At 66.4% G+C, this 12018-nt stretch carries 15 protein-coding genes; 6 read left to right on the top strand and 9 right to left on the bottom strand.

The genetic code is table 11. From position 1 onward, the window contains the following. The first annotated feature begins 27 nt into the window (after positions 1-27). Both QFZ42_RS07690 and arr read left to right on the top strand, forming a co-directional pair. Entirely contained in the window at positions 28-741 is a 714-nt protein-coding gene (locus QFZ42_RS07690) for a FadR/GntR family transcriptional regulator (protein WP_307700399.1), read from the top strand. 73 nt (positions 742-814) lie between these two features. Next, complete coding sequence (arr, locus tag QFZ42_RS07695; protein ID WP_307700400.1) at positions 815-1210, top strand: NAD(+)--rifampin ADP-ribosyltransferase; 396 nt, start codon at positions 815-817, stop codon at positions 1208-1210. Positions 1211-1257: 47 nt separating this feature from the next. Here arr and QFZ42_RS07700 read toward each other — a convergent pair whose 3' ends face one another. Beyond that, positions 1258-2187, bottom strand: a complete 930-nt coding sequence (locus tag QFZ42_RS07700) for a LysR family transcriptional regulator (RefSeq protein WP_307700401.1) — start codon at positions 2185-2187, stop codon at positions 1258-1260. Positions 2188-2286: 99 nt separating this feature from the next. Between QFZ42_RS07700 and QFZ42_RS07705 the strand changes: the two genes are divergently transcribed. The 3 genes from QFZ42_RS07705 to QFZ42_RS07715 all read left to right on the top strand — a co-directional run bounded on the left by QFZ42_RS07705 (position 2287) and on the right by QFZ42_RS07715 (position 4284). After that, complete coding sequence (locus QFZ42_RS07705) at positions 2287-2451, top strand: hypothetical protein (protein ID WP_307700402.1); 165 nt, start codon at positions 2287-2289, stop codon at positions 2449-2451. Continuing rightward, positions 2448-3230, top strand: a complete 783-nt coding sequence (locus tag QFZ42_RS07710) for an SDR family oxidoreductase (RefSeq protein ID WP_307700403.1) — start codon at positions 2448-2450, stop codon at positions 3228-3230. Before QFZ42_RS07705 ends, QFZ42_RS07710 begins: the two co-directional genes overlap by 4 nt. 274 nt (positions 3231-3504) lie before the next feature. Next, positions 3505-4284 carry an alpha/beta fold hydrolase gene (locus QFZ42_RS07715; RefSeq protein WP_307700404.1) on the top strand — a complete coding sequence of 260 codons (780 nt, stop codon included), beginning with the start codon at positions 3505-3507 and terminating at the stop codon, positions 4282-4284. A gap of 255 nt (positions 4285-4539) precedes the next feature. Here the strand turns inward: QFZ42_RS07715 and QFZ42_RS07720 are convergent, their stop codons facing one another. Continuing rightward, a complete protein-coding gene (locus QFZ42_RS07720) occupies positions 4540-5070 on the bottom strand; it encodes a cupin domain-containing protein (protein ID WP_307700405.1) in 531 nt (176 codons plus the stop codon). Further along, entirely contained in the window at positions 5067-5816 is a 750-nt protein-coding gene (locus QFZ42_RS07725) for an NAD-dependent epimerase/dehydratase family protein (protein WP_307700406.1), read from the bottom strand. The genes QFZ42_RS07720 and QFZ42_RS07725 overlap by 4 nt, the downstream gene beginning before the upstream one ends. Positions 5817-5908: 92 nt before the next feature. On the opposite strand from QFZ42_RS07725, the gene pdxR reads away from it, so the two are divergent. After that, complete coding sequence (gene pdxR / locus QFZ42_RS07730) at positions 5909-7354, top strand: MocR-like pyridoxine biosynthesis transcription factor PdxR (RefSeq protein ID WP_307700407.1); 1446 nt, start codon at positions 5909-5911, stop codon at positions 7352-7354. A 27-nt stretch (positions 7355-7381) separates the two neighbouring features. On the opposite strand, the gene trmB is transcribed toward pdxR, so the two are convergent. From trmB to QFZ42_RS07760, 6 genes are all read right to left on the bottom strand, one after another. Beyond that, positions 7382-8128 carry a tRNA (guanosine(46)-N7)-methyltransferase TrmB gene (gene trmB / locus QFZ42_RS07735; RefSeq protein WP_307700408.1) on the bottom strand — a complete coding sequence of 249 codons (747 nt, stop codon included), beginning with the start codon at positions 8126-8128 and terminating at the stop codon, positions 7382-7384. After that, positions 8125-9051, bottom strand: a complete 927-nt coding sequence (gluQRS, locus tag QFZ42_RS07740) for a tRNA glutamyl-Q(34) synthetase GluQRS (RefSeq protein WP_307700409.1) — start codon at positions 9049-9051, stop codon at positions 8125-8127. Before gluQRS ends, trmB begins: the two co-directional genes overlap by 4 nt. A 7-nt stretch (positions 9052-9058) precedes the next feature. Continuing rightward, complete coding sequence (locus QFZ42_RS07745) at positions 9059-10150, bottom strand: NAD(P)/FAD-dependent oxidoreductase (protein WP_307700410.1); 1092 nt, start codon at positions 10148-10150, stop codon at positions 9059-9061. A gap of 122 nt (positions 10151-10272) precedes the next feature. After that, positions 10273-10596, bottom strand: a complete 324-nt coding sequence (locus QFZ42_RS07750; protein WP_307700411.1) for a type II toxin-antitoxin system RelE/ParE family toxin — start codon at positions 10594-10596, stop codon at positions 10273-10275. Continuing rightward, the gene (locus QFZ42_RS07755; RefSeq protein WP_307700412.1) at positions 10593-10865 is read right to left on the bottom strand and encodes a type II toxin-antitoxin system Phd/YefM family antitoxin; all 273 of its coding nucleotides are present in this window, start codon (positions 10863-10865) and stop codon (positions 10593-10595) included. Before QFZ42_RS07755 ends, QFZ42_RS07750 begins: the two co-directional genes overlap by 4 nt. An 89-nt stretch (positions 10866-10954) precedes the next feature. Next, positions 10955-11908 (bottom strand): LysR family transcriptional regulator, encoded by a 954-nt coding sequence (locus QFZ42_RS07760; protein ID WP_307700413.1) that lies wholly within the window; start codon positions 11906-11908, stop codon positions 10955-10957. Positions 11909-12018: the final 110 nt, after the last annotated feature.

Below are 12018 nucleotides of genomic sequence, written 5' to 3' on the forward strand. Positions count from 1 at the left end.
TGACAAAGACTAAGGGGTATCGGTTCGATGGCGGAACACTTGCTAGACGTCCATGGCGGCACGCTGCCCGACCAGATCTACGCCCGGATGGTCGAAGCCATCCTGCGCGGGGACTACATCGACTCGAAAAAGCTGCCGACGGAAAGCGAACTGGCCTCTCGATTCGGGGTCTCGCGGCCGACCGTCCGGGAGGCACTGTCGAGGCTGCGATCGGATGGAATCATCGAGTCCCGCCGCGGCTCGGGCAGCCACGTCGTGCGCGCCCCCGGCACGCCGGCATCGAGCATGCCCCCCATCAGGAATTATTCGGACATCGAGCGGTATTACGCCTACCGCACGGTGGTTGAATCGGGGGCGGCGGCCGCTGCTGCGGAGTTCCGCACTGCCGACGACCTGGCGACGATCAGAGCCTGCCTGGAAGCGCAGACCCTGGCCATGGAGGGTGGAAACAAGGGCATCGAAGACGACGTCCGCTTCCACATGGCGATCGCGAAGGCCTCGCACAACCAGTTCTTCGTGGCCGCCGTCGAAACGAGTGTCGCGCCCATCAGGCAATTCATGGAGCTGGCGCGCAGCGTGCGATCGAAGATGACCGTCGAGCGTGCCCGGCTGGTCCAGAGGGAGCATGAGCAGATCCTCGACGCCATCGAGAAGCGATCCCCGGCCGACGCCGCCGAGGCCACACGGCTCCATATCCTCAACGCCAAGCGACGAATCTTCGACGCGGCGAAATTGCGGTAGAGCGCGGCGGCCTGGAGCCCCGTTCGCTGGCTAAACTCCGCGGCTTTTCCTTTTCGCAGAGGAGCGACTCGCGATGGCTGTGCTGGACACCGGTCCTTACTTCCACGGAACGCGGGCGGACCTTCACGTGGGCGACCTGCTCACCGCAGGCTTCCGCTCAAACTACGACGGCCGCGTCGTCATGAACCACATCTACTTCACCGCGTGGGCCAAGGGCGCCGGGCTGGCGGCCGAAATAGCGAAGGGCGACGGCCGTGCCCGCGTCTACATCGTCGAACCCACGGGCGCCTTCGAGGACGACCCCAACGTCACCGACAAGAAGTTTCCGGGCAACCCCACACGCTCGTACCGCAGCCGCGAGCCGCTTCGGATCGTCGGTGAACTGGAGACATGGGAACCGTTCGATGCGGCGTACATCCAGCAGTTGAGGGAGCGCATACGCACAGGCATGGGAGAGATCATCAATTGAATCCCTCCTGCCATGCCGCGCCGGGTAGCGATCCGCTGGTGCCGCCGTCATATGGCGACAGCATCTTGGTACGCCTCCGATTCACGCTTGTCCAGCATGCAGTCGATGAATGCGCGCAGTGCGGGCGGTACATGGCGGCGGCTGGGGTGGTACAGAAATAACCCCGGCCGTGTGATCGACCAATCGCCGAGCACCTGCACCAGCTGCCCTCGATGAAGGTGCTCATCCACGGTCGTACGCTCGAACGCATAGGCAATGCCCAGTCCCTGCAGGGCCGCGGCCACTCCGATTTCAGAATCATTGGTGACCAACGGTCCTTCGACTGAAACTTCAATCCGCTTTCCCTTCTTTTCGAACTCCCAGCGGTAGGCGCGTCCATCGACTTGGAGTCGCCAGTTGATGCAGGTGTGGCCGTGCAGGTCAGCTGGCGTGCGCGGCGTGCCGCGACGCGCCAGATAGTCTTGCGACGCGACAGCGATCATCTTCACATCCGGCGTCAGACGCACGGCGATCATGTCTTTCTCCAGCCGTCCTCCAACGCGGATGCCGGCATCGAAGCGACCGGCGACGATGTCGCTCAATGCATCGTCTACGACGATGTCCAGTGCCACGTCGGGGTGCATGCGATGAAACCGCCCCAGTCTTGGAGCGATGACCTGCCGGGCCGCCATTCCCAACGTGTTGATGCGCAAGGCGCCGCGCGTCTGTCCGCCCGCCGCACTCGCCTCGTCGACAGCATCGGCCATTTCCCGGAACAGCGGAGCGATGCGTCCGTACAACTGAGTTCCCGTGACGGTGGGAGCCACGCTGCGCGTGGTGCGGTTCAGCAGCCGTGTATTCAGTCGCGCCTCGAGTTGGCGGATGGTCTGGCTCAGCGCTGAAGGGGAGAGCCCGAGGTGCTCCGCGGCACGCGCGAAGCTTGCCCGCTCGACCACTGCTGCAAAAGCCTTCAACTCGGCAAAATCGGAGCCGCGCATTATGTATTGCCTTCTTCATAGCCCATGAAAATTCTAGATGATTCCCTAATTTCTATCGGAGGGGCATCCTGACGGCTTCACCACCAAGAAGTCATCTTCATGAGCCCCCTGAACATTCCAGAGCCGATCACCGCTTATTACGCGGCTGATCAACAGAACCCGGAGGCGCTTGCCCGCTGCTTCACTGCACAAGCCGTCGTGAAAGACGAAGGCCGCACCTACACCGGCCCCGAAACGATCAAGGCGTGGGAGATCACGGCATGAGCTTCGACCTCCAACTCGCGGGTCGGCGCGCGCTGGTCACGGGCGGTACCAAGGGTATTGGCGCCGCTGTCGTCCAAGGTCTGCACGACGCCGGTGTGCAGGTGATGGCCACGGCACGCTCGGCGCCCACGCGCTCGACCGGGGACGTGATTCATGTTGCCGCCGATCTTTCGACGGCCGAGGGCGCCGGCAAGGTAGCGCAATCGGTGCTCGAGCATTGGGGCGGCGTAGACATCCTGGTCAACGTACTCGGCGGCTCCAGCGCACCGGGCGGCGGCTTTGCCGCCCTTGACGATGCACGGTGGTTCGCTGAATTGAATCAAAACCTCATGCCGGCCGTCCGGCTCGATCGAGCGCTGCTGCCCGCCATGCTCGCGCAGGGCTCAGGCGTCATCATCCACGTCGGCTCGATCCAGCGCATGTTGCCTTTGCCGGAATCGACGACCGCCTATGCGGCGGCAAAGGCGGCCTTGTCTACCTACAGCAAGGCGCTGTCGAAAGAGGTGACGCCGAAGGGCGTGCGCGTGCTGCGCGTGTCGCCGGGATGGGTCGAGACCGAAGCGTCGGTTGCGCTGGCCGAGCGCCTGGCCGACCAAGCCGGCACGGACTACGAGGGTGGCAAGCGGATCATCATGCAATCGCTTGGCGGCATTCCGCTCGGCCGGCCGGCCAGGCCTCAGGAAGTCGCCGATCTCATCATCTTCCTGGCATCGCCACGGGCAGGCTCGATTTCTGGCTCCGAGCACCTGATCGATGGAGGGACCGTCCCTACGGTCTAGGCGAGCCACGTGCCTCACAGCATGCATGCGTCTTCAAGACAAAGCAGGCAAGCCTCGAGGGCCGCAAGAGCCTCGGGACTACACGCCAGTCAGCCCCAAGGCGATCTTCCATTTTGTTGCGCGGTTGTCTAGAAACTCGAATCTAAATTTCTCGCTCGAGCGATTTGCGCGCTCAAAGCGTCAATAGCGAGACCAACTTCGCAACCCTGTAAAGCACGTTTTTTTCTACCATTTCGATTCCGGTTCTTTCCATCAATCCCACCGCAGTAACCCAATGAACTCACTCATTCGCAAGCTTCTTGTCGCCGCTGCGGCGACCGCCAGCATCGTGGGTCCCGGCGGTGGCGCCCATGCTCAACAGGTGCACGCAAAGAACGTCGTGCTGGTGCATGGCGCCTTTGCCGATGGTTCCGGGTGGCGCGGCGTCTACGACCAGCTGATCAGCCGAGGCTACCGAGTCACCATTGTTCAGAATCCACTGACGTCCTTGGCCGATGATGTGGCGGCGACGCGGCGGGCGCTCGCCCGACTAGACGGCCCCACCGTCCTGGTCGGTCACTCCTGGGGTGGCACGGTAATCACTGAGGCGGGCATCGATCCGAAGGTGGTTGGTCTTGTCTATGTCTCCGCTCTCTCGCCCGACGCTGGCGAAACCACGAGCGAGCAGTACGCTGGATTTACAGCCCCCGACTTCGTGATCGACACGCAAGCCGACGGATTCGGATTCATCAATCTGGAGAAATTCAAGATCGGCTTCGCGAGTGATGCCAGCGATGCGGACGCGGCTTTCTTGCGTGACTCGCAGGTGCCGATCAACATGTCGGTGTTTGCGACCAGGCTCGATCACGCCGCATGGCGAACCAAGCCAAGCTGGGCTGTGATTGCGACCGAGGACAAGGCCTTCGACGTCCGTATGCTGCACAAGATGGCCAAGCGCATTGGTGCCACGGTGGAAGAGGTAAAGGCAAGCCATGCGGTCTTCATGACCCAACCGAAGAAAGTCGCCGACGTGATCGATCGTGCTGCCAGGGAAGCTGGGCGGAAAGCTCAGTGAATCCCCTGAATTCGAGGCGATCGTGCGCTGGGCCGCGAGCAACGACGGGTCGGCTCCGATTCACGAACCGTACAGCGAAGGCCCCGATTCGCCGACTTCTCCAAGGTCATAGCTTGGCCGTCCTTCAGCCGCAGAGACACTTCCTCCACATCATCAGCAATGCGAACGCACAGACGCGTTCGATCGCGTGCAAGCGGAGAAAATGCTGCCTGATACCGACTGCCGTCGAGCTTGCCGGTGCGCGATCAACCGGCGTCAGGGTGGCAGCACCAGCGGTCCGCAGTTCTCGTCGGCAACGAACACCGCGACCAGTTTCGCGTGGCGCACCGGGTCCGGGTTCTCCGCAAAAAGATGCAGCGTGCGCGGCGGCTCGAAGAAGGTTTCGCCGCTCTTGTAGGTTCCCACGGGCCCGCCGCCGAGCTGCGAGCGGATCGTGCCTTCGAGAATGATCGCAGTCACCGAGCCCGGATGCCGGTGCGCCGGCGAATAGGCGAGCGGCGGAAAGTCGACGAGCACCGTGGTCACCGACTTGCCCGGCACATTCGGCAGCGCTTCGCACGAGAGCACCTTGACCGAGGTGGCGGGCCTTGCATCGGCACCCGAGCCTGCGGGCGCCGGAGCGGACGAGAACATCGGCCGTGCCGCGGTGCTGCACACATCCGCGAACCATTGCACTGCGGCCTGGCGGTTGCCGTGCGGCACGAGTGCCCAGCCGGCGGCCAGCACCACGGAGAGCGCCGCAACGCCGGCTCCCCACTGGTCGCGATGAAACCGGGGCGCCTTCACGACGCGGCTCCCAGCCGCTGGTGCAGCCGCATCGATGCATGCCAGCCCAGCTCGCGTTTCGCCTTCTCGCTGCTGACTTCGGGGTTGTCCTCGGCGATGTTGAAGATGCCGCCGCGCGCATGCCGCAGCGCAAGCACCGCCGCCCAGGCCGCGGCTTCCACATGGACCGGGCACGGACCCTTGGGCCCGGCTGTCGACGTGCCCGGGCCGTAGAACTGCCCATAGCGCAGCACCGTTCCCTCGATGCCCTTGGCGCCCAGCACGCTGCGCTCCAGCGCCGCCACGCCGTCCACGCTGACGCGCCGGGTGCTTTCGGCTTCGAGGTCGAGCGGATGTTCTTCGAGGTGGGGCAGGGGCCCCGGCGCATAGGCCCAGGCGATGCTTTGCGCCAGCAATCGGCGGCTGCCGGCGGCCAGCGCCGCGGCCACGAGGTTGCGCGTGCCTTCGGTGCGGACTCGGGCGTTGCGATGGACGGCATCGGCCATCAGCTTCGGGTCCAGGTCCGGCGGCAGGTCGGTGAGCTGGTGGATCACGGTCGTCGGCGCGATGCGCATCAGCGCCGCGCGCAGCGCCTGAGCGTCGAACACATCGACCACGACCGGGACCACGCCGCGCGCCTCCAACCCCCGCGCTCGCTCGGCGCGCCGGGTGCTGCCGTACACGGTGTAGCCCGCATCGATCAACAGCGGGACGAGCGCGGTGCCGATGGCACCCGCCGCACCCGCCAGGAATATCTTCTCGCTCATGGCATGTCCTTGTTCTGGCCGTTCGACGTTTCCGAGCTTAGGTTTTCGATGCCCCATTCCAAAGAGCCAAGATTCGTCAAAATGACCAGGCCATGATCCAAGAGAAGAAATCTCCCGCAACCCTCCTGAAGATCGATCGCGCAACGCTGACGCCGCTGCACCGGCAGATCTACGAGCGCTTCAGGGCGGCCATCGAGCAGGGCGTGCTGCGCGCGGGCGATCGGGTGGCGTCGGCACGCAGCCTGGCCAGCGAGTTGGGCGTGGCCCGGGGCACCGTGGAAACGGCCTACAACCAGCTTGCGGGTGAAGGCTATTTTTCAGCGCAGGGGCAGGCGGGCACGGTGGTGTCCCCGTCGCTGCCGTCGCGTCTGTCGGCCCGCCGTGGGCCCCGGCAGGCAGAGGTGCCGGCCTTTGAGCAGACGCTTGCCGAAATCGCACCGCCGCTGCCCCTGCAGCTGGGCATTCCGGCGCTCGATGCGTTTCCACGCAAGCTCTGGGCGCGACTGGTGTCGCGCCGGGCGCGGGCGACGACCACCGCCGACATGTTCTATGGCGATCCCTCGGGCCACCCGGCGCTGCGCGCGGCCATTGCGGCCTACCTGCGGGTGTCGCGCGGCGTTCTCTGCCATCCGTCGCAGGTGTTCGTGACCGGCGGATATCGCGCGTCGCTCGCGCTCAGTTCGCACACGCTGCTCGGCAAGGACGACCGCGTGTGGATCGAAGACCCGGGCTACCCGCCGACACGGCAGGTGCTGCGCAGCGCCGGCCAGCGCGTGGTGCCCGTGCCGGTGGACGAAGAAGGCATGGTCGTCGCGCAGGGCATGCGCAAGGCAGCGAAGGCGAAGATGGCTGTCGTCACGCCTTCGCACCAGGCACCCCTCGGTGTTTCGATGTCACTGGCGCGCCGGCTGCAGCTGCTCGATTGGGCCTCGCAGGCAAAGGCCTGGATCGTCGAGGACGACTACGACGGCGAGTACCGCTACGCCGGTCCGCCGCTGCCCGCGCTCAAGAGCCTGGACGGCCACGATCGTGTGCTGTATGCCGGCAGCTTCTCGAAGGTGCTGTACCCCGGCCTGGCGCTGGGCTACGTGGTGGCGCCCGACTCGCTGCGCGATGTCTTCGCTCAGGCCGCGCAGACGTGGTCCAACGGATCGCCGCAGATCACGCAGGCCGTGGTGGCCGATTTCATGCGCGAAGGCCACTTCTCGCGCCACCTGAAGAAGATGCGGCTGCTCTATGCCCGCCGCCGCAACATGCTCGCGGAGGCACTGCTGAAGGCACTCGGCGACGAAGTGCGCATCGACCTGCAAAGCGGCGGCATGCACCTGATCGCGCGCTTCGATCGGTGGCAGGAGTGCGACGAGGAATTGGCCCGCCGCGCGCAGCTCGCCGGCTTGAACTGCCAGCCGCTGTCGGTGAGAGGCACGGCGAATTTCCGTGACCAGGGGCTGCTGATGGGCTTTACCAACATCGGCTCCGCCGTGCAGGCGCAGCAGCTTGCGACGACGCTGAAGGCCGCCTTGGACCGCAGGCTCTGAAGCCCGGGCCTGAAAGCCCAGTGCGGCTCAGGCGCGCTGGAACACCAGGTCCCAGACCCCGTGGCCGAGCTTGATGCCGCGGTTCTCGAACTTGGTCAGCGGCCGGTACTCGGGCTTGGGCGCGTAGCCTTCGGCCGTGTTGCGCAGCAGCGGTTCCGCGGCCAGCACCTTGAGCATCTGCTCGGCGTAAGGCTGCCAGTCGGTGGCGCAATGGATGTAGCCGCCCGGGCGCAGGTGCGCGGCGAGTTTTTTCACGAACTCGGGCTGGATCAGCCGGCGCTTGTTGTGGCGCTTCTTGTGCCACGGGTCGGGAAAGAACACATGCACGCCGGCCAGCGTGTCGGGCAGCAGCATGTGGTCGAGCACGTCGACGGCATCGTGCGCGCAGATGCGGATGTTGGTGATCGACTGCTCGCCGATGCGCTTGAGCAGCGCGCCCACACCCGGCTCGTGCACCTCGCAGCAAAGAAAGTTGGTCTCGGGCCGCACCGTGGCGATGTGCGCGGTGGCCTCGCCCATGCCGAAGCCGATTTCGAGCACGGTCGGCGCGGCGCGGCCGCCGAAGGCTGCCGTCAGGTCGAGCGGCTCGGGCTTGTAGGGGATGAGGAACAGCGGGCCCAGTTCGGCAAAGGCGCGTGCCTGGCCGTCTGTGGTGCGGCCGGCGCGCTTCACGAAGCTCTTGAGGCGGCGGTGCAGCGGATGCGGTGTGTCGTCGGCCGCGTGGTCGTCGCCGCCGGGCGGAAGGTCGTGGGGCACTGTGTCGGGAAAGGTCATTGCAGCCGCGAATTGTAGAGATCGCGCCATTCGGGCACCCAGCCGGCCAGCGCCGCGGCGCATGAACCGCCCCGCGCCGCGCCGAGGCCGAGCACGCGCGCGGCCGCGTCGAGCGACGCCAACGCGGCCTCCGGCGTTTCGGTGGCGACGGGCGTGGCGCCGTTCTGCTTGGAGAGCTTGTCGCCGTCGGCCCCGCGCACCAGCGGCGTGTGCAGGTAGCTGGGCGTTGGCAGGCCGAGCGCGCGCTGAAGCAGGATCTGGCGCGCGGTGTTGTCGGCAAGGTCTTCGCCCCGAACCACGTCGGTCACGCCTTGCTCGGCGTCGTCGACCACCACCGCGAGCTGGTAGGCCCAGGGGCCGTCGGCGCGGCGCAACACGAAGTCGCCGACCTCGCGGCCGACGTGCTGGCATTGGCGGCCGAGGCGGCGGTCGGTCCAGCAGAGCTCGCCCGATGGAAGCGCCGGTTGGGCGGATTCGAATTTTTCGGTGGCAAAGCGCCACGCTCGCGCAGGTTGGCCATGCAGTCCGTTGCGGCAGGTACCCGGGTAGACGCGCTCTCCATGGCGCGCGTGCGGCCGGCCGAGCCGGGCCAGCGCCTCATCGATGTCCTTGCGCGAACATCCGCAGGGGTAGGCGAAACCGACGGCCTGCAGCCTTGCAAGCGCGGCTTCATAGCGCGCGGTGCGCTGCGTCTGCCAAACCGGCGCTTCGTCGGGCAGCAGGCCGCAGTCCGTCAGTTGCCGGAGGATGTGCTCGCCCATGCCGGGCAGGCAGCGCTCGGTGTCGGCGTCTTCGATGCGAATCAGCCAGCGCGCCCCGGGGCCACGGGCGCGCACGTCGAGCCAGCTCGCCAGCGCGGCGACCAGCGAACCGGCATGCAGCGGGCCGGTGGGCGAGGGCGCGAAACGGCCGGTCTCACGCATCCGCGGATCAGATCACTGCAAGCGCCAAGGAGAGGCCCGACAGGAACGCGTCTTCGACCCGGTGCCCGGTGCACCAGTCGCCGGCCACGCCGATGCGTGCCTTGGCGTCCCACAGGTGGCTCTTGCCGAGCGGAACCTGCGTCTGGGCTTCGGTCCAGCAGCGCGCCTGGGCGTGCGTGGGCGCGGCATGGATGCCGGTGATTTCGGAAAAAGCGCGCAGCAGCTTGGCTTCGACGCGCGCCGCGTCGTCGCGCAGGTGCTCCTGCGACCACGCAGCGCTGGCCTGCAGCGTCCAGCGCTCGACGCGCTCGCGGCCGGGCTTGGACGACTCGCGTGCCAGCCATGCCACGCGGTGGTGGGTGCTGCGCGCCGCATTCCATTGCGGGCCGAGGTGCGACATGTTGGCCTGGTTGGCCTGGGGGAAGGCGATCATCAGCGTCCAGCAGGGGGCGATGCGCACCGGCTCGATCTTCTGGCTGATGGTGGCCGAGAGCTTGCCGTCGCCCAGCAGCGCACGCGTGCGCGAAGGCGGCACAGCGAGCAGCACGGCGTCGAAGCCCGAGTACACGTGCTGCGAATCGTCCGCGCCCGCGGTGCGCAGCTGCCAGCGCTTGGGGTCGAGCGCGTCGGGCTCGATCTGCGTGACTTGCGTGCCCGCCACGATGTTGCTGCCCAGCGGCGCGGCCCAGTGGGCCACGAGCGCATCCATGCCGGGCTGCGCCACCCAGTGCGACTCGCGCCCGGGCAGTGCCGCTTCGGCCACGCGGCCGTGTGCATCGAGCACCCGCACGAGGTTGGCGCTCCAGGGACGGCAGAGGTTGGGCGTGGCTTCGAGTGCCAGCGCAAAGCGGGCATCGCGCACGGTGAAGTACTGTGCGCCGCTGTCGAAGCGGCCGAAGGCGGTGTCGATGCTCGCCATGCGCCCGCCGGGCGCGGCTTCGCGTTCGAACACCGTGACCTTGTGGCCGGCCTGCATCAGCGTTCGGGCGCAGGCCACGCCGGCAATGCCGGCGCCGACGACGGCGTAGTGGCGTGGAGCGGCGGGAGTTCGGTGGCGGTCGGTGGCCTTTGCCGTCTTGGCAGTTGCGCGAGTGGTCATGCGGGACTCTTTTCTTGTGTAGGGAGACGGATGGATGTGTTCGGACTCTACATCGGTCCGCCGGCCCGTCCCCCGCGCGCCCTGCTGCGAATGGATTCCGAGCCGGAAGCTTGTCGTGCCTGTCACCGAAAGCCGGTCATGCGCCGCATGAGCAGGTTCTTCAGATCCCGCCGCGTGTCGCAGACCACGTGGATGTAGACCGTGTCCTCGCGCACCTCGTAGATGATGCGGTTCAAGCCCGAGATGACCTGCCGGTATTGGCCGATGTCAAGGCTTTCGAGCTCGCCCGGAATCCTGCCTGCATGCGGGTGGGTCGCAATGACCGCGATCGCGTCCTTGATTTTTCCGTAGCTGGTCGCCCATGTGCCGGCGCCGAAGTTCTTCACGATGTAGCGCCGCAAGTCCATCAGATCGGCCTCGGCGGACCGCAGGAACACGACTTTCACTGGGCGTCTTCGCCGTCCAGCGTGGCAAGGACTTCTGTCGCGGAGCGGAACTGGCCTTGCTCGATTTCGCGATGGCCGAGGGCAAGAATCTTCAGCAGGGCCAATGTCTCCTCCTGCTCTTCGTAGGAGCGGACATCCATGACCACGAGCTTGGCTTCCCCGTTCTGCGTGATCACCATCGGCTCACGGTTTTCGGAAATGGTCTTGACGATGTCGGCGGCGTGGCTCTTGAGGTAGCTGATGGGTTTGACCTGGGTGGAGAACTTCATGGGCTGCTTCCTGAGTTGTTTGTTGAACGGATCGGAGTGGACTGATTTTGGACTGAATTCAGTCCGAATAGCAACCCGGTAATGCCGCCTCAACGCCCCCGATGCCGCTCCAGCAGCGCCCGCCGCGTGGCTTCATGGTCGAACTGTGCGAGCCACCATTCGAGCGCGCGGCCCGGCCCGCCGGCGCTGCGCACGCGCCAGGCGCAGTGCATGGTCGCGAGCGGCGGCTGGCGTTCGGTCTTGCGTTCGACCAAGTGGCCCGCCTCGATGTACGGGCGAGCCATCGGCTCAGGCAGAAATCCGCCGCCGAGGCCGTGCAGCTGCGCGTTCAGCTTGGCGTGCATGCTCGGCACCGTGAGCACGTCCTGCCCGCCGACCAGGTTGACCGTCATGCTCGGCCCGCTTCGCACCGAGTCGGCGGCCGCGACCGCGCGGTGCTGGCGCAGCACCGCATCGGTCAATGGTTCCGGCAAGCGCGCCAGCGGATGGTGCGGCGCCACCGCATAAACGAAGCACAGTTCGCCGATGGGCCGGCTGCGGATGCCGGTGGCGGTGAAGGCCAGGCTCGCGGCGTCGAGCACGGCGCCGATGGCCAGGTCGGCCTCGCCGCTGGTCAGCGCCTCGATGGTGCCGAGCAGGGTTTCATCGCGCAGCTTGAGCCGCGTGGGCGGGTCGAGCGCGAAGAAGGCGGTGGCCAGGTCGAGCAGCGGGTCGCGCGCGATCACGCTGTCGACCGCAATGGTGAGCATCGGCTCCCAGCCGGTGGCCACGCGTTTCACGCGGTTGGCAACCGCGTCGATTTCGCCCAGGAGCCGCGCCGACTCGCGCAGCAACTCGGCGCCGGCTTCGGTGATGCGGGCTTGGCGGGCGCTGCGGTCGAACAGCAGCACGTCGAGCGCATCTTCGATCTGGCGCACGCGGTAGCTGAGCGCGCTGGGCACCAGGTTGAGCTCGCGGGCCGCGCCGGCAAAGCTGCCGGTGCTCGCCACGGTTTGCAGCATGGCGAGCGCATCGGGGGTCAGTACGTCTCTGGCGCTGGGCATCTCGGCTCAATTCATCGATCGATTGATCAAAAAATTTGAATGATGCCATCAAAACCGGGCGCTTTTACCCGTGGGGTGCGGGCCTAAAGTTCTTCACATCCGCTGCGCAT

Origin of the sequence: Variovorax paradoxus (assembly GCF_030815855.1) — a bacterium.
Classification (GTDB): Bacteria; Pseudomonadota; Gammaproteobacteria; order Burkholderiales; family Burkholderiaceae_C; genus Variovorax; species Variovorax paradoxus_M.